A 15836-nucleotide genomic window follows, 5' to 3' on the forward strand; every position below is an offset into this window, starting at 1 on the left:
GCTCACAGGCCCCCGTAGTTGTCTTCGCGAATCACGCGCGGGGTGATCTCGCGCGGCTCGATCGTGACCGGCTGGTAGATCACGCGCTTCTGCTCGGGGTCGTAGCGCATCTCGACATGGCCCGTCACCGGGAAGTCCTTGCGCATCGGGTGGCCGATGAAACCGTAGTCGGTCAGGATGCGACGAAGGTCCTCATGACCCTCGAAGATGATCCCGTACAGGTCGAAGGCCTCGCGCTCGAACCAGTTGGCGGCGTTCCAGATCGGCGTCACCGCGGCCACCGACGGGAAATCGTCGTCAGGCGCGAAGACCTTGACGCGCAGGCGCCAGTTCTTGTTGATCGACAGCAGGTGCGAGACCACCGCGAAGCGCGCGCCGTCGTAGGCGCCGTCCTTGTAGGTCGAGTAGTCCACGCCGCACAGGTCGATCAACTGCTCGAAGCGCAGCTCCGAGTGATCGCGCAGCAGCTTGGCGACGTTGAAGTAGTCCTTGGCCGCGACGGTGATCGTGATTTCGCCCAGCTCGCGCTTGAGCGCGACGATCTGCTCGCCGAGCACGGAGTGCAGCGCCGCCTGCAGGGTGTCGAGTTTCATGGTCATGGGAGTCAGCCTGCTTCTGCTCAGCGAGCGATGGTGTTCTCGCGACGGATCTTGGCCTGCAGCTGCAGGATGCCGTAGAGCAGCGCCTCGGCGGTCGGCGGACAGCCCGGGACATAGACGTCGACCGGGACGATGCGGTCACAGCCCCGCACCACCGAATAGCTGTAGTGATAGTAGCCGCCGCCGTTGGCGCAGCTGCCCATCGACAGCACCCAACGCGGCTCGGCCATCTGGTCGTAGACCTTGCGCAGGGCGGGCGCCATCTTGTTGCACAGCGTGCCGGCCACGATCATCAGGTCGGACTGGCGCGGGCTCGGACGGAACAGCATGCCGAAGCGGTCGATGTCGTAGCGCGCGGCGCCCGCGTGCATCATCTCCACCGCGCAGCAGGCGAGACCGAAGGTCATCGGCCACAACGAGCCGGTCTTGGACCAGTTCACCAGCTTGTCCAGCTGGGTGGTCATGAAGCCTTCCTTCAAAACGCCTTCGTTACCCATATCGAATTTCCAATCTTTCGAGATCAGCGGAGAAGGGTTTCGATCCTGCGGACATCGCTTGACGTCCTCTTGACGACTCGCCCTTCCCTAACGGACACGCGCCCGAAACGGGCGCCGTGTCCTGATGCATTCACGGCTCCGGCCTCGCGGCCGGGAGTCCGTCACCGGGCGCTCACTCCCAGTCGAGCGCACCCTTCTTCCACTCGTAGGCGAAGCCCACGACCAGGATGCCCAGGAAGATCATCATCGCCCAGAAGCCGGGGGCGCCGATCTCGCGCAGCGAGACCGCCCACGGGAACAGGAAGGCGATTTCCAGATCGAAGAGGATGAAGAGGATGGCGACGAGGTAGTAGCGCACGTCGAACTTCATGCGCGCGTCCTCGAAGGCCTCGAAGCCGCATTCGTAGGGGCTGTTCTTCGCCGCGTCAGGGCGACGCGGGCCCGCCAGGAAGCCCAGCACTTGCGGGGCGATACCCACTCCGCAACCGACCAGGATGAAAAGGATGACGGGCAGGTATTGTTCCAGGCTCACGGCTTGCTCTCGTTTTGATGCCGGGATTCGAGATATGCCGACTGGGCGCGGCAAAACCAATTCCCGACGTGTCACCGATGATTGGCGGACCTGAGGCCGACCAACGATTCGGCAAAAGCAACGGGCGCGCCGCCAGCGATTATCCAATCGCTCACGGACCGCGCCCGCCTTGTCCTCCGGAGAATCGCACACGTGTATCGCGTGGAGATTTCCTGAGTCCCTCGACCTGCTTGATCACTCTTGATCCGGCTTTCCGGCTAGATCGCGAAGACCATGGCAGGCCGATTTATTTTGGTGCCGACGGCGAGACTCGAACTCGCACAGCTTTCGCCACTACCCCCTCAAGATAGCGTGTCTACCAATTTCACCACGTCGGCTTGTTGTCACCCTTCAGTGACCTTGTCTTGACGGCTCGCGTTTCAGACAGCCTCGAATTCTATACAGCTTTCTGGGGTCCGAAAGGAAACCAAGGCAATTTTATTCAACTGCTGGCGCTTGCCGCCCACGTCTGTCAGTTGGACGCCGCGGAAGCAGCCGCCGACGGCGCCGCTTGGGGTGCGATCGAGGCGCCCGGCAGCACGGCGGCGGAGGCCGTCGAGGCCGGCTGCGCCGCGCGCTCCAGCAGTTGCTCGCCCGCCGACGGGCCAGCATTGAAGCCGCCGTCGCGATGGCTGCCCATGTAGGCCAGCGCCAGCGTCGACACGAAGAAGATCGTCGCCGCGACCGCGGTCGAGCGCGACAGGAAGTTGGCGCTGCCGGTCGCACCGAACAGCGAGCCCGAGGCCCCGCTGCCGAACGAGGCGCCCATGTCCGCGCCCTTGCCATGCTGCACCAGCACCAGGCCGATCATCGCCAGGGCCGCGAGCAGCTGCAGCACCAGCACCAGATTCATCATCACTTGCATTGCTTTTTTCTCCAGGAACCTTGAACGCCGGACTTCAACCGGCAGCGCGGCAGATCGCCGCGAAATCGGCCGCCTTCAGCGCGGCGCCTCCGATGAGGCCGCCATCGATGTCGGGCTGCGCAAACAGTTGTGGGGCGTTGTCGGGCTTGACGCTGCCGCCATACAGGATCTGCATCTGATCGGCCTTCTGCGTGGCCGCGCGCAATTGCTGGCGGAGCAAGGCATGCACTTGCTGCGCCTGCTCCGGCGTGGCCGTCAGGCCGGTGCCGATCGCCCACACCGGCTCATACGCGACGACGATCTCGCCGATGCAATGCGTCAGCGTGTGGATCACCGCTGCCAACTGACGCTTGACGACCTCTTCGGTACGGCCGGACTCGCGCTCGGCCAGCGTCTCGCCGACGCAGACGATCGGCGTGACGCCATGCGCCAGCGCCGCCTTGGCCTTGTCGGCGACGAGCTGGTCGCTCTCAGCGTGGTAGGCGCGGCGCTCCGAGTGGCCGACGATCGCATAACGGCAGCCGATGTCGGCCAGCATCGCCGAGGACACCTCGCCGGTGAACGCGCCCTGCTCGTGCGCCGAGCAGTCCTGCGCGCCGTACGCGACCTGCGTGCCGGTCAGCGCGAGCGCCGTCTCCGTGATGTACGGGAACGGGACGCACACGGCGACCTGGGCGTTCCACGGGCCAGCTTCCTTCAGGCCCGCCAGCAGCACGGCGTTGGCTGCACGGCTGCCATGCATCTTCCAGTTGCCGACCACCAGTTTCTTGCGCATCAGATCAACTCCCTTGAAACCGAAAATCCTTGTGGGGACGCTCGGGGCTCACCACGTGAGCACGATCTTGCCGACATGCTCGCCCGACTCCATCAGCACATGCGCCGCGGCGGCGTCCGACGCGGGCAATTGGCGATGGATCACCGGCACGATGGCACGGGCCTCGAGCAGCGGCCACACGCGCTCGCGCAGCGCGCGGGCGATCCCCGCCTTGAACTCGACCGGACGCGGACGCAGGGTGGAGCCCGTGATCGTCAGCCGGCGGCGCAAGACCTGCCCCGCGTCGAACTCGGCCTTCACGCCGCCCTGCACCGCGATGATCACGGCACGGCCGTCGTCGGCCAGGCACTGCACGTTGCGGGCGACGTAGCCACCCGCCACCATGTCCAGGATCACGTCGACGCCGCGACCGCCCGTCGCGGCCTTCGCCTCTTCGACGAAGTCCTGCTCGCGATAGTTGATCGCGACGTCGGCGCCGAGCGCCAGACAGGCCTTGGCCTTGTCCGCATTGCCCACCGTGACCAGCACCGTCGAGCCCAGCGCCTTGGCGATCTGGATCGCCGTCACGCCAATGCCGCTGCTGCCGCCATGCACCAGCAGACTTTCACCGGGCTGCAGGCGGGCGCGCTCGAAGACATTGCTCCAGACGGTGAAGAAGGTCTCCGGCAGGCTGGCGGCCTCGGCCATGCTCCAGCCCTTCGGAACCGGCAGGCATTGGACCACCGGCGCCACGCACAGTTCGGCGTAGCCACCGCCCGCGACCAGCGCGCAGACCGCATCGCCGACCTTCAGGCCGGCGGCCGCCAGCGCCTGGGCGTCGCCGGACGCGATGGTCCCGGCGACTTCCAGACCCGGCAGATCGCTGGCACCCGCCGGTGGCGGGTACGCGCCCTTGCGCTGCAGCACGTCCGGCCGGTTGATGCCGTAGGCCTGCACGCGGATCAGGCACTCGCCAGCCCCGGCGACGGGGTCAGCGCGCTCGACCAGATGCAGGACCTCGGGTCCGCCGGGCTGGGTGATGGCGATCGCCTTCATGACGTGACGCGCGGTGCGGCGGGGCCGATTACTCGGCCGAGCCTTCGCCGTGGTGAGGAGCGGCCGGGGCCGCGTCGCGGTCCAGCAGCGCCTTCAGCGACAGCTTGATGCGGCCCTTCTCGTCGGTCTCGAGCACCTTGACCTTGACGATCTGACCTTCGCTCAGGAAGTCGGTGACCTTCTCGACGCGCTGGTGCGCGATCTGGCTGATGTGCAGCAGCCCGTCCTTGCCGGGCAGGATGTTGACCAGCGCGCCGAAGTCCAGGATCTTGGTGACCGGGCCTTCGTAGACCTTGCCGATCTCCGCTTCGGCGGTGATCTGCTCGATGCGCTTCTTGGCCAGCTCGGCCTTGTCGCCATCGGTCGAGGCGATGGTGATGGTGCCGTCCTCGGCGATGTCGATCTGCGTGCCGGTCTCTTCGGTCAGCGCGCGGATGGTCGCGCCGCCCTTGCCGATCACGTCACGGATCTTCTCCGGATTGATCTTCATCGTGTACAGGCGGGGCGCGAACTGCGAGATCTCGGCGTTGGCCGATCCCATCGCGTCGACCATCTTCTCCAGGATGTGCAGACGCGCTTCCTTGGCCTGCGCCAGGGCGACCTGCATGATCTCCTTGGTGATGCCCTGGATCTTGATGTCCATCTGCAGCGCGGTGATGCCCGAGGTCGTGCCGGCCACCTTGAAGTCCATGTCGCCCAGGTGATCCTCATCGCCCAGGATGTCGGTCAGCACGGCGAAGCGGTTGCCGTCCTTGATCAGGCCCATGGCGATACCCGCGACGTGCGCCTTCAGCGGCACGCCGGCGTCCAGCAGCGACAGGCAGCCGCCGCAGACCGAGGCCATCGACGACGAGCCGTTGGACTCGGTGATCTCCGACACCACGCGGATCGAGTACGGGAAGTCTTCCTTGTTCGGCAGCACCGCGACCAGCGCGCGCTTGGCCAGGCGGCCGTGGCCGATCTCGCGGCGCTTGGGGCTGCCCACGCGGCCGGTCTCGCCGGTGGCGAACGGGGGCATGTTGTAGTGCAGCATGAAGCGCTCGGAGTACTCGCCGGCCAGCGCGTCGATGACTTGCGCATCGCGGTCGGTGCCCAGCGTCGCGGCGACCAGCGCCTGCGTCTCGCCGCGGGTGAACAGCGCCGAGCCGTGAGCGCGCGGCAGCACGCTGTTGCGGATCTCGATGGCGCGGACGGTGCGGGTGTCGCGGCCGTCGATGCGCGGCTCGCCAGCCAGGATCTGGCCACGCACGATGCGGGCTTCGATCTCGAACAGCAGGCCGTCGACTTCCACGCCGTCGAAGGCGACGCCTTCCGCGGTCAGGGCGTCCTTGACCTTGGCGTAGGCAGTGCGGCAAGCCTCGGTGCGGGCCTGCTTGGAGCGGATCTGGTAGGCGGCGCGCAGCTCTTCCTCGGCCAGCGCGGTGACCTTGGCGATGAAGCTCTCATCCTTGGCCGGGGCGGTCCAGTTCCAGGACGGCTTGCCGGCTTCACGGACCAGCTCGTTGATCGCGGCGATCGCGATCTTGCCCTGGTCGTGGCCGTAGGTGACGGCGCCCAGCATGATGTCTTCGCTCAGCTGGTCGGCTTCCGACTCGACCATCAGCACGGCGGCTTCGGTGCCGGCGACCACCAGGTCCAGCTTCGAGTCGATCAGTTGGGTCTTGCCCGGGTTCAGCACGTACTCGCCGTTGACATAGCCCACGCGCGCGGCGCCGATCGGGCCGTTGAACGGGATGCCCGAGATCGCCAGCGCGGCGCTCGTGGCGATCATCGCGGCGATGTCGGCCTGGACTTCCGGGTTCAGCGAGACGGTGTGGATGACGACCTGGACTTCGTTGAAGAAGCCTTCCGGGAACAGCGGGCGGATCGGGCGGTCGATCAGGCGCGAGGTCAGGGTCTCGAGCTCGCTCGGACGGCCTTCACGCTTGAAGAAACTGCCGGGGATCTTGCCGGCGGCGTAGGTCTTCTCGATGTAGTCGACGGTCAGCGGGAAGAAGTCCTGGCCGGCCTTGGGGGCCGACTTGGCGACGACGGTCGCCAGCACCACGGTGTCCTCGATGTTCACCAGCACGGCGCCGGTGGATTGACGGGCGATCTCGCCCGTCTCCATCACGACCTGATGCTGACCCCATTGGAAGGTCTTGGTGACCTTGTTGAACATGCTCATTCGAGTTCTCCTCAGTTCATGGATGCGCCGCTCGCGGTGCGGCGCGGAACCGGGAGTGAAGCTGGGTTTGGCGGGATGCCATTCCAGAGCGCCTGCTTGCCCGGCCCCTGCCGGCAAGCGCATTGGAATGACACAGCAGCGCCACGTCAGCCCGACTCCGATTGTTCAGTTCACCGGCGAGTCGACCGGTGGATCCGCCGCCTGAGGGACACCCCGCGGGCGGCGTTCAGAAACGACAAAGAGCCTGTTGGAATCAGACCAATCAGGCTCTTTGTCTTCATGCGCCGATTACTTGCGCAGACCCAGCTTCTGGATCAGGGCGGTGTAGCGGTCGGCGTCCTTGTTCTTCAGGTAGGCCAGCAGGCTCTTGCGCTGGTTGACCATCTTCAGCAGGCCGCGGCGGCCGTGGTGGTCCTTGGCGTGCAGCTTGAAGTGGGGGGTCAGCTCGTTGATGCGCGCCGTCAGCAGGGCGACTTGGACTTCGGGGGAGCCGGTGTCGTTGGCGCTGCGGGCGTTGGCCTTGACGATCTCGGCCTTGTTCTGGTCGAAGCTGGACATGTTGCGATCCTTGTTCCGGATGAATTCGGAAGGTCCGCCGGCATGGCCCAGGAAGGCATCGAGTGCGCAGACGGTTTCCGAGGTTGGACTTGCGGTCACAGGTGAAACCGACCCGTGCCGTGCTAATCGCCCCGGCAGGTGACCCGCCAGGACAGCCGCGCAGTATAGCGCAGCGCTGAACTTTTCAGGAAGGGCGCGTCATCCGGCAGCTGGCGGGCTGCTCCGCCTGGGGGGCATCGAGGAAGCGCAAGGTCCGGAAACCGTAGCCGGAGCCCTCGTTGTCGTGCGGCACGCCGGCCTCGCCCGCGCGGCGCATGACGCTGACGTACAGCGGCTGCTGCAATTGATGGTCCGACGGCCGCATCCAGCCCTGATGCGCGACCCCCAGCGGCCGCCCGTCGAGCCTCAAGCCCTCCAGCGCCAGCGCGACCGCCCCCGGCTCCACGCGGCCCGCCTTCTCGATGGCCGCCACCAGCATCTCCACCATCAGTTGCATCCGCGCATGCAGGTAGTCGTGCTCCGGCCTGGGGAAGCGCTGGCGGAAGGCGGCGTAGAAGCGCTCGGAATCGGCATTGCCGACATTCGGATGCCATTCGGCCACCGCCAGCACGCGGTCGACGCCCGCCTCGCCGAGCACGCCCGGCACGCCCAGCGCATTGCCATAGAAGGTGTAGAAGCGCGCCTCCAGACCGATGTCGCGGGCCGCCTTGATCAGCAGCGTGAGGTCGTTGCCCCAGTTGCCGGTGAGCACGGCCTGCGCGCCGCTGGCGCGGATCTTGGTGGCATACGGCAGGAAGTCCTTCACGCGGCCCAGCGGATGCAGCTCGTCCCCGACGATGTCCAGATCCGGCCGGCGCCGGGCGAGCATCGCCCTCGCCTGCTCGCGCAGGTGCTGGCCGAAGCTGTAGTCCTGGCCGATCAGGTAGACCCGCTTGAGCGCGCGATCCTGCGCCATCACCTCGATCAGCGCGGCGAGCCGCATGTCGGTGTGGGCGTCGAAGCGGAAATGCCAGAAGCTGCACCGCGCGCCGGTGAGCGCGGGATCGACGGCGGCGTAGTTGAGGAACAGCGCGCGGCGCGCCGGCTCGCGGGCGTTGTGCTTGTCGAGCGCCGCGATCAGCGCACTGGCCACCGCCGAGCTGTTGCCCTGCAGCACGAAGGGGATGGACTGGTCGGTCGCGGCGCGAAGCAGCGACAGCGACTCCTCCACCGAGCCCTTGCTGTCCAAGCGCACCAGCTCGAGCGGCCGCGCGCCGCCAGGGAGCTTGACGCCGCCGCGCGCATTGACGCGTTCGGTCGCCCAGACCAGGTTGCGGAACACCGCCTCGCCGCCATTGCCGAGCGGGCCGGACAGACCTTCGATCAGCGCGAGGCGGATCGGCGCCCGGGTCTGGGCCATGGCCGCCGATGACAGCCCCGGCGCGGCCGCCAGGGCTGAAATCGCCATGGACATCGCCACGGCCATCGCGGCGCCCCCGAAGGCCACCGCCCTCCTCGTCCGGCGGATCACAGCTGCGCAGGACCGGCGAGTTGCGACAGATCCCAGCGCGGCTTGACCTCGAAGCCGCCGCCACGCGTGAGCGTCGCCATGTCGCGCTGCAGCCGCAGCGCGGCGGCGAGCGCGATCATCGCGCCGTTGTCGGTGCACAGATGCAGCTCGGGATAGTGGACGCGGACGCGGCGCTTCTCGCAGACCGCGTTCAGCTGCTCGCGCAGGCGCTTGTTGGCGCCGACGCCGCCCGCGACGACCAGCCGCTTCAGTCCCGTCTCCTTCAGCGCGAGCAGGGCCTTCTTGAGCAGCACCTCGACGATCGCCGCCTGCGTGGAAGCGGCGAGATCCGCGCGCTGCTGCTGCGTCACTCCCCCGGCCTGCGCCTCGAGCTTGCGGACCTGCGTCAGCACCGCCGTCTTCAGGCCCGCGAAGCTGAAGTCGGGCTTGCCGCTGTGCAGCAGCGGACGCGGCAGCGCAAACGCCTCGGGATCGCCCTGCTCCGCCAGCCTCGACAGATGCGGGCCGCCGGGGTACGGCAGGCCGAGCAGCTTGGCCGATTTGTCGAATGCCTCGCCGGCTGCGTCGTCGATGGTCTCGCCGAGCAGCTCGTAGCTGCCGACGTCGTCCACGCGCATCAACTGCGTGTGCCCGCCCGAGACGAGCAGCGCGACAAAAGGGAACTCCGGCGGATCCTCGGAGAGGAACGGCGACAGCAGATGCCCTTCGAGGTGATGGATGCCCATCACCGGCCGGTCCAGCGCCGCACCCAGCGACGCCGCCACGCCCGCGCCGACCAGCAGCGCGCCAGCCAGCCCGGGTCCCTGCGTGTAGGCGACGACATCGACGTCGGCCAGCGACAGCCCCGCGCCGGCGAGCACCTCGCGGGTCAGCGGCAGCACGCGGCGGATGTGGTCGCGCGAGGCCAGTTCGGGCACCACGCCGCCATAGGCCTGGTGCATCGAGATCTGGCTGTGCAGCGCATGCGCGAGCAGCCGCGGCACGCCGTCGCCGGACGCGTCGACCAGCGCCACGCCGGTTTCATCGCAGGAGGATTCGATGCCGAGGACCCGCATCGCGACCTCAGTGATTTTCCTTGGCGTGGTTGATCGAGTACTTGGGAATCTCGACCGTCACGTCGGTGTTGGACAGGATGGCCTGGCAGGACAGGCGCGAGTTGGGCTCCAGGCCCCAGGCGCGGTCCAGCATGTCCTCCTCGTTCTCCTCCATCTCGGACAGCGAGGCGAAACCCTCGCGCACGATCACGTGGCAGGTGGTGCAGGCGCAGACCTGGTCGCAGGCGTGCTCGATCTCGACGCCGTTGTCCAGCAGCGCCTCGCAGATCGTGGTGCCGGACGGGGCCGACAGCGTCTTGCCCTCGGGGGCGTACTCGGGATGGGGAAGGATCTTGATGACGGGCATGGGATGTCCTTGAAGCTGGCGGCGGGGCTCGCGTTCAGACTTGATCGATGCTGCGGCCGGTCAGGGCCTGCTGGATGCCGCGGTTCATGCGCGCGGCGGCGAAGGCTTCGGTGCCCTTGGCCAGCGCCTGCACGGCGGCATCGATGGCATCGGCGTTCGCGGCCGCGTCGCCGGCCTGCGCCTTCGCGAGCAGATCCGCCTGCAGCGCGGCGATCGCGGCGCGCTCGGCATCGCTGAGCAGATCGCCGTCGGCGCGCAGCGCGGACTGGGTGGCCAGGATCATGCGTTCGGCCTCGACGCGCGCCTCGCGCAGCTTGCGGGCGGCCATGTCGGACTCGGCGCTGGCGAAGCCCTCGCGCAGCATCGTGGCGATCTGGTCATCGGACAGGCCGTAGCTCGGCTTGACCTGCACCGCCGCCTCGACGCCCGAGCCCAGCTCGCGCGCGGACACGCTCAGCAGGCCGTCGGCATCGACCTGGAAGGTCACGCGGATGCGGGCGGCGCCAGCGGCCATCGGCGGGATGCCGCGCAGCTCGAAGCGCGCCAGCGAGCGGCACTCGCTCACCAGCTCGCGCTCGCCCTGCAGCACATGGACGGCCAGCGCGGTCTGGCCATCCTTGAAGGTGGTGAAGTCCTGCGCCTTCGCCACGGGGATGGTGGCGTTGCGCTCGATGATGCGCTCGACCAGTCCGCCCATGGTCTCCAGGCCCAGCGACAGCGGGATCACATCCAGCAGCAGGATCTCGCCGTCGGCGCTGTTGCCGGCGAGCTGATTGGCCTGCACGGCGGCGCCGAGCGCGACGACCTCATCGGGATTCAGGTTGGTCAGCACCTCGCGGCCGAACAGCTCGCCCACGGTGCGGCGCACGATCGGCATGCGCGTCGAGCCGCCGACCATCACCGTGCCGTGGACCTCGTCCGCCGTGACCTTCGCGTCACGCAGCACGCGGCGCACCGCCAGCAGCGTCTTGTTGACCAGCGGCAGCGCCAGCTCGTCGAACTGCGCGCGCGAGACCTCGACGCTCAGCGCGCCGGCGTCGAGCGCCGCGCTCAGCGTCACGCGCTCGCTGTCGGTCAACGCCTCCTTGGCCTGGCGGGCCGCCACCAGCACGCGGCGCTTGTCCTGCGCGCTGGTCGCGGCCAGACCCGCCTGCTGCAGCGCCCAGTCGGCGAGCAGGCGGTCGAAGTCGTCGCCGCCAAGCTGCGCGTCGCCGCCGGTGGCCACGACCTCGAACACGCCTTTCGTCAGGCGCAGCAGCGAGATGTCGAAGGTGCCGCCCCCCAGGTCGTAGACGGCGTAGAGCCCTTCGCTGCCGTTGTCCAGCCCGTAGGCGATCGCGGCGGCGGTGGGCTCGTTGATCAGACGCAGCACGTTCAGGCCCGCGAGCTGCGCCGCGTCCTTCGTGGCCTGGCGCTGCGCGTCGTCGAAGTACGCGGGCACCGTGATGACGGCACCGAACAGGTCGTCGTTGAAGGTGTCCTCGGCGCGCTGGCGCAGCGTGGCCAGGATCTCGGCGCTGATCTCGACCGGCGACTTCAGGCCCTCGCGCGTGGCCAGGCTCAGCATGCCGGCCGTGTCCTCGAAGCGGTAAGGCAGCTTGTCGCGATTGGCGATGTCATCGACACGGCGGCCCATGAAGCGCTTGACCGAGACGATGGTGTTCTCCGGATCCTCGGCCTGCGCGGCCAGCGCGTCGTAGCCGAACTGGCGCCGCCCTTCAGGCATCACGCGCACCGCCGACGGCAGGATCACGCGGCCCTGGCCGTCGGGCAGGCACTCGGCGACGCCGTGGCGCATCGCCGCCACCAGCGAGTGCGTCGTGCCCAGGTCGATGCCCACGGCGATGCGCCGCTGATGGGGATCGGGCGACGCGCCGGGTTCGGAGATTTGCAGCAGGGCCATGGTGTCTGGTCTTGTTCTTCGAAGGGGAAATCAGGAATGCTCGAGCGCGTCCAGGCGCTGGTCGATGTCCGAGCGGAAGCGCGTCAGGAACATCAGCGCGCGCACCGATTCGGCCGCGGCCGCGGCGTCGTTTTCGTCGTCGAGCTGGCGGCCGGCCTGGGCCAGCAGCGCGCGTTCGCGGCCGGCGACCTGCTGGTCGATGGCCAGGATCGCCTCGGGCGTCCTGGCCTCGTCCAGCGACTCGCGCCATTCCATCTGTTCCATCAGGAAGGCGGCCGGCATGCGGGTGTTCTCGTTGGCCTGGATCGGCGCGCCGCGCAGCTCACAGAGATAGGACGCGCGCTTGAGCGGGTCGCGCAGGCGCTGATGCGCCTCGTTGACGCGCAGCGACCACTGCATCGCCAGACGCTGCGAGGCCGCGCCATCGGCGGCGAAGCGGTCCGGATGCACCTTGGCCGCCAGCGCCTTCCAGCGCTGCGCGATCTCGGCGCCATCCTGCGCAAAGCGCTGCGGCAGGCCGAACAGGGTGAAGTCGTCGTCGTCGAGTTTCACGATGTCAATGAAAAAAGCGCGGCCGAGCTGCCGCGCCGATGAAGCGGTGACCGTCAGCGCGCGCAAGACATCGCCGGGCCGCCCCAAGATGTCTTGCTGCCCCCTCGGGGGGGGGCGGGACGGGCGTACACGCCCGTCCGGGGGCCGACAGTCAGACGCGGAAGGATTCGCCGCAGCCGCAGCGGTCCTTTTCACGCGGGTTGCGGAACTTGAAGCCCTCGTTCAGGCCCTCGCGGACGAAGTCCAGCTCGGTGCCATCCAGATACGGCAGGCTCTTCGGGTCGATCAGCACCTTCACGCCATGGCCTTCGAAGACGATGTCCTCGGGAGCGACCTCATCGGCGTACTCCAGCTTGTAGGCCAGGCCCGAGCAACCGGTGGTCTTGACGCCCAGGCGCACGCCCACGCCGCGGCCGCGCTTGCTGATGTAGCGCGTGACGTGGCGGGCCGCGGCTTCGGTCAGGGTGACGGACATCGCGGACCTCAGGCGGTGACGGCGGCGCCGTGCTTGGCGCGGTAGTCGTCGACGGCGGCCTTGATCGCGTCCTCGGCCAGGATCGAGCAGTGGATCTTGACCGGCGGCAGCGCCAGCTCCTCGGCGATCTGGTTGTTCTTGATGGACAGCGCCTCGTCCAGCGTCTTGCCCTTGACCCACTCGGTGACCAGCGAGCTCGACGCGATGGCGGAGCCGCAGCCGTAGGTCTTGAACTTGGCGTCCTCGATCAGGCCGGTGGTCGGATTCACCTTGATCTGCAGCTTCATCACGTCGCCGCAGGCCGGGGCGCCGACCATGCCGGTGCCGACCGACTCGTCGCCCTTGTCGAAGCCGCCCACGTTGCGGGGATTCTCGTAGTGGTCGATGACCTTGTCGCTGTATGCCATGTCAGTTCTCCAACGTCTCTTGTTCGGTGATGCGGGCGCGCGTCAGTGGGCGGCCCACTGGATGGTGCTGAGGTCGATGCCTTCCTTGTACATGTCCCACAGCGGGGACAGCTCGCGCAGCTTGGCCACGCGGTCCTTGAGCAAGGAGACGGCGTAATCGATCTCTTCCTCGGTCGTGAAGCGGCCGATCGTCATGCGCAGCGAGGAATGCGCCAGTTCGTCGCTGCGGCCCAGCGCGCGCAGCACGTAGCTGGGCTCCAGGCTGGCGGACGTGCAGGCCGAGCCCGAGGACACGGCGATGCCCTTGATGCCCATGATCAGCGACTCGCCCTCGACGTAGTTGAACGAGGCGTTGACGTTGTGGGGCACGCGGCGCTCGAGGTCGCCGTTGATGAAGACCTGCTCGATGTCCTTCAGGCCGTCCAGCAGGCGCTGCTGCAGCGCCTTGATGCGGGGCAGCTCGGTGGCCATCTCCTCGCGGGCGATGCGGAAGGCCTCGCCCATGCCGACGATCTGATGCGTCGGCAGCGTGCCCGAGCGCAGGCCGCGCTCGTGACCGCCGCCGTGCATCTGGGCTTCCAGGCGCACGCGCGGCTTGCGGCGCACGTACAGCGCGCCGATGCCCTTCGGGCCATAGCTCTTGTGCGAGGCCAGGCTCATCAGGTCGACGGGCAGCGTCGCCAGGTCGATCTCGACCTTGCCGGTGGCCTGCGCGGCGTCGACGTGGAAGATGATGCCCTTCTCGCGGCACAGCGCGCCGATGGCGGGGATGTCCTGGATCACGCCGATCTCGTTGTTCACGAACATCACCGAGATCAGGATCGTGTCGGGGCGGATCGCCGCCTTCAGCACGTCCAGGTCGATCAGGCCGTCCTCCTTGACGTCGAGGTAGGTCACCTCGAAGCCCTGGCGCTCCAGTTCGCGCGTCGTGTCGAGCACGGCCTTGTGCTCGGTCTTGACGGTGATCAGGTGCTTGCCGCGGGACTGGTAGAAGTTGGCCGCGCCCTTGATGGCGAGGTTGTTGGACTCGGTCGCGCCGGAGGTCCAGACGATCTCGCGCGGATCGGCGTTGATCAGCTTGGCGACCTCGCCGCGGGCCTTCTCCACGGCCTCTTCCGCCTCCCACCCCCAGGCATGGCTGCGCGACGCCGGATTGCCGAAATGCTCGCGCAGCCACGGGATCATCGCGTCGACGACGCGCGGGTCCACCGGCGTGGTGGCGCCGTAGTCCATGTAGATGGGGAAGTGCGGGGTCATGTCCATGGGAACGTTCTTCTTGTCGACTACTGAATCGGGTTGACGCAGATCGGAGCGGAGCGGAGGGCCGGGATCACTTGCTCATCGCATTGCCGAGCGCGAAGACGGAGTTCGGTGCGGTGATGCGGATGGGCTTGACGACGGGGGTGCTGGAGATGGCGCGCTTGACGGGGGCTTCCTCGACGGTGACGCCCTTGGCGAGCTGGTCGTCGACGAGCTTGCGCAGCGTGACGGAGTCCAGGAACTCGATCATCTTGTTGTTGAGCGCGGTCCAGAGGTCGTGCGTGATGCAGCGGCCGTTGTCGTCGCCCATGCAGTTTTCCTTGCCGCCGCAGCCGGTGGCGTCGATGGGTTCGTCGACGGCGACGATGATGTCGGCGACGGTGATCTCATCGGAACGGCGGCCGAGCGAATAACCGCCGCCGGGGCCGCGGGTGGACTCGACGAGCTGATGGCGGCGGAGCTTGCCGAACAGCTGCTCCAGGTAGGACAGCGAGATCTGCTGGCGTTGGCTGATTGCCGCCAGCGCGACAGGGCCGCTGTTTTCGCGCAGGGCCAGATCGATCATCGCGGTGACGGCAAAACGACCTTTGGTGGTGAGACGCATCGAACTTCTCCTTGGCGCCCGTGTCGGGCTTCAGGACATGGAGGCGGCGGCTCGGCTGACGCCGGGTCGACTCACGAAGCAGGGTTTCCCCCTGCAATGTCCGAGCATTTTACTCAATTAAGAAGCCGCTTGCTCGGGTTACCCCCGACTGGCGTCGAGGGGGCCTGTTCAGGCCAGGCGGCTGACGGCGATTTGCGCTAGGCGTTCGCAACCTGACTCAAGGAGGTCGGGGACGCGGTCGAAGCCGTCAGGGCCGCCGTAATAGGGATCGGGGATCTCGATGTCCCCCGGGAGGAGGGAGATCTTGTGCTGCAGCGCGGCAGGGCAACGGCGGCGGAGCTCGCGCAGATGGCCGGCGTCCATGGCGACGAGCAGGTCGAAGCGCTCGAAATCGTCGGGGCGCACTGCGCGCGCCCGTTGGTCGCAGAGTTCATAGCCCCTGCGCCGGGCGTGGTCTTGGGAGCGCTCATCGGGGGCTTCGCCGGCATGCCAGCCTTGAATCCCGGCGGAGTCGATCAGCACACGGTCGGCCAGACCCAGACGCTCCAGTTGATGGCGGAGGACGCCCTCCGCCGTGGGGGAGCGGCAGATATTTCCGGTGCAGATGAACAGGATCGACAGGTCGGCGGACATGGGCGGCGATTGTCACGCCATTCG

Annotated in this window: 18 protein-coding genes and 1 tRNA gene; all 19 read right to left on the reverse strand. The window is 67.7% G+C overall.

Going from position 1 to position 15836, the window contains the following annotated elements; translation table 11 throughout:
- Positions 1-2: 2 nt before the first annotated feature.
- Positions 3-599 (reverse strand): NADH-quinone oxidoreductase subunit C, encoded by a 597-nt coding sequence (locus ABDW61_RS06850; protein ID WP_343637505.1) that lies wholly within the window; start codon positions 597-599, stop codon positions 3-5.
- 20 nt (positions 600-619) lie between these two features.
- On the reverse strand, positions 620-1096 hold the full coding sequence (locus ABDW61_RS06855; RefSeq protein ID WP_067067101.1) for an NADH-quinone oxidoreductase subunit B: 477 nt from the start codon (positions 1094-1096) through the stop codon (positions 620-622).
- A gap of 172 nt (positions 1097-1268) precedes the next feature.
- A complete protein-coding gene (locus ABDW61_RS06860) occupies positions 1269-1628 on the reverse strand; it encodes an NADH-quinone oxidoreductase subunit A (protein ID WP_343637507.1) in 360 nt (119 codons plus the stop codon).
- Positions 1629-1920: 292 nt separating this feature from the next.
- Positions 1921-2005: transfer RNA gene (locus ABDW61_RS06865), tRNA-Leu, on the reverse strand.
- 134 nt (positions 2006-2139) lie between these two features.
- Positions 2140-2532: a preprotein translocase subunit SecG gene (gene secG / locus ABDW61_RS06870; RefSeq protein WP_343637509.1), complete on the reverse strand. Its 393-nt coding sequence runs from the start codon at positions 2530-2532 to the stop codon at positions 2140-2142.
- A gap of 34 nt (positions 2533-2566) precedes the next feature.
- Positions 2567-3307, reverse strand: coding sequence for a triose-phosphate isomerase (gene tpiA / locus ABDW61_RS06875; RefSeq protein ID WP_343637511.1), 741 nt, complete (start codon positions 3305-3307; stop codon positions 2567-2569).
- A 48-nt stretch (positions 3308-3355) separates the two neighbouring features.
- Positions 3356-4342: an NAD(P)H-quinone oxidoreductase gene (locus tag ABDW61_RS06880; protein WP_343637513.1), complete on the reverse strand. Its 987-nt coding sequence runs from the start codon at positions 4340-4342 to the stop codon at positions 3356-3358.
- A gap of 28 nt (positions 4343-4370) precedes the next feature.
- Complete coding sequence (pnp, locus tag ABDW61_RS06885; protein ID WP_343637515.1) at positions 4371-6509, reverse strand: polyribonucleotide nucleotidyltransferase; 2139 nt, start codon at positions 6507-6509, stop codon at positions 4371-4373.
- Positions 6510-6797: 288 nt separating this feature from the next.
- A complete protein-coding gene (gene rpsO, locus ABDW61_RS06890; protein WP_343637517.1) occupies positions 6798-7067 on the reverse strand; it encodes a 30S ribosomal protein S15 in 270 nt (89 codons plus the stop codon).
- A 184-nt stretch (positions 7068-7251) separates the two neighbouring features.
- A complete protein-coding gene (locus tag ABDW61_RS06895; protein WP_343637597.1) occupies positions 7252-8520 on the reverse strand; it encodes a branched-chain amino acid ABC transporter substrate-binding protein in 1269 nt (422 codons plus the stop codon).
- 53 nt (positions 8521-8573) lie between these two features.
- On the reverse strand, positions 8574-9632 hold the full coding sequence (tsaD, locus tag ABDW61_RS06900; protein ID WP_343637519.1) for a tRNA (adenosine(37)-N6)-threonylcarbamoyltransferase complex transferase subunit TsaD: 1059 nt from the start codon (positions 9630-9632) through the stop codon (positions 8574-8576).
- A gap of 7 nt (positions 9633-9639) precedes the next feature.
- Positions 9640-9978, reverse strand: a complete 339-nt coding sequence (fdx, locus tag ABDW61_RS06905; protein WP_279759358.1) for an ISC system 2Fe-2S type ferredoxin — start codon at positions 9976-9978, stop codon at positions 9640-9642.
- Between the two features lie 34 nt (positions 9979-10012).
- The gene (gene hscA / locus ABDW61_RS06910; protein ID WP_343637525.1) at positions 10013-11881 is read right to left on the reverse strand and encodes a Fe-S protein assembly chaperone HscA; all 1869 of its coding nucleotides are present in this window, start codon (positions 11879-11881) and stop codon (positions 10013-10015) included.
- Between the two features lie 30 nt (positions 11882-11911).
- Positions 11912-12433, reverse strand: coding sequence for a Fe-S protein assembly co-chaperone HscB (gene hscB / locus ABDW61_RS06915; RefSeq protein WP_343637527.1), 522 nt, complete (start codon positions 12431-12433; stop codon positions 11912-11914).
- A gap of 151 nt (positions 12434-12584) precedes the next feature.
- Entirely contained in the window at positions 12585-12908 is a 324-nt protein-coding gene (gene iscA, locus ABDW61_RS06920) for an iron-sulfur cluster assembly protein IscA (RefSeq protein WP_343637529.1), read from the reverse strand.
- A gap of 8 nt (positions 12909-12916) precedes the next feature.
- On the reverse strand, positions 12917-13315 hold the full coding sequence (gene iscU / locus ABDW61_RS06925) for a Fe-S cluster assembly scaffold IscU (protein ID WP_343637531.1): 399 nt from the start codon (positions 13313-13315) through the stop codon (positions 12917-12919).
- 42 nt (positions 13316-13357) lie between these two features.
- Positions 13358-14578 carry an IscS subfamily cysteine desulfurase gene (locus tag ABDW61_RS06930; RefSeq protein ID WP_343637533.1) on the reverse strand — a complete coding sequence of 407 codons (1221 nt, stop codon included), beginning with the start codon at positions 14576-14578 and terminating at the stop codon, positions 13358-13360.
- A gap of 67 nt (positions 14579-14645) precedes the next feature.
- Positions 14646-15179: a Fe-S cluster assembly transcription factor gene (locus ABDW61_RS06935; RefSeq protein WP_091724267.1), complete on the reverse strand. Its 534-nt coding sequence runs from the start codon at positions 15177-15179 to the stop codon at positions 14646-14648.
- 168 nt (positions 15180-15347) lie between these two features.
- Positions 15348-15812, reverse strand: a complete 465-nt coding sequence (locus ABDW61_RS06940; protein ID WP_343637535.1) for a low molecular weight protein-tyrosine-phosphatase — start codon at positions 15810-15812, stop codon at positions 15348-15350.
- Positions 15813-15836: the final 24 nt, after the last annotated feature.

This window comes from Roseateles sp. (assembly GCF_039595595.1).
In the GTDB taxonomy this organism is placed as follows: Bacteria; Pseudomonadota; Gammaproteobacteria; order Burkholderiales; family Burkholderiaceae_C; genus Roseateles.

Bases quoted from the DNA above. Each gene is read 5' to 3' on its own strand.
- ABDW61_RS06850 (WP_343637505.1), bottom strand. From the start codon at position 599: ATGACCATGAAACTCGACACCCTGCAGGCGGCGCTGCACTCCGTGCTC.
- ABDW61_RS06855 (WP_067067101.1), bottom strand. From the start codon at position 1,096: ATGGGTAACGAAGGCGTTTTGAAGGAAGGCTTCATGACCACCCAGCTG.
- secG (WP_343637509.1), bottom strand. From the start codon at position 2,532: ATGCAAGTGATGATGAATCTGGTGCTGGTGCTGCAGCTGCTCGCGGCC.
- tpiA (WP_343637511.1), bottom strand. From the start codon at position 3,307: ATGCGCAAGAAACTGGTGGTCGGCAACTGGAAGATGCATGGCAGCCGT.
- ABDW61_RS06880 (WP_343637513.1), bottom strand. From the start codon at position 4,342: ATGAAGGCGATCGCCATCACCCAGCCCGGCGGACCCGAGGTCCTGCAT.
- pnp (WP_343637515.1), bottom strand. From the start codon at position 6,509: ATGAGCATGTTCAACAAGGTCACCAAGACCTTCCAATGGGGTCAGCAT.
- rpsO (WP_343637517.1), bottom strand. From the start codon at position 7,067: ATGTCCAGCTTCGACCAGAACAAGGCCGAGATCGTCAAGGCCAACGCC.
- ABDW61_RS06895 (WP_343637597.1), bottom strand. From the start codon at position 8,520: ATGTCCATGGCGATTTCAGCCCTGGCGGCCGCGCCGGGGCTGTCATCG.
- tsaD (WP_343637519.1), bottom strand. From the start codon at position 9,632: ATGCGGGTCCTCGGCATCGAATCCTCCTGCGATGAAACCGGCGTGGCG.
- fdx (WP_279759358.1), bottom strand. From the start codon at position 9,978: ATGCCCGTCATCAAGATCCTTCCCCATCCCGAGTACGCCCCCGAGGGC.
- hscA (WP_343637525.1), bottom strand. From the start codon at position 11,881: ATGGCCCTGCTGCAAATCTCCGAACCCGGCGCGTCGCCCGATCCCCAT.
- iscA (WP_343637529.1), bottom strand. From the start codon at position 12,908: ATGTCCGTCACCCTGACCGAAGCCGCGGCCCGCCACGTCACGCGCTAC.
- iscU (WP_343637531.1), bottom strand. From the start codon at position 13,315: ATGGCATACAGCGACAAGGTCATCGACCACTACGAGAATCCCCGCAAC.
- ABDW61_RS06930 (WP_343637533.1), bottom strand. From the start codon at position 14,578: ATGGACATGACCCCGCACTTCCCCATCTACATGGACTACGGCGCCACC.
- ABDW61_RS06935 (WP_091724267.1), bottom strand. From the start codon at position 15,179: ATGCGTCTCACCACCAAAGGTCGTTTTGCCGTCACCGCGATGATCGAT.
- ABDW61_RS06940 (WP_343637535.1), bottom strand. From the start codon at position 15,812: ATGTCCGCCGACCTGTCGATCCTGTTCATCTGCACCGGAAATATCTGC.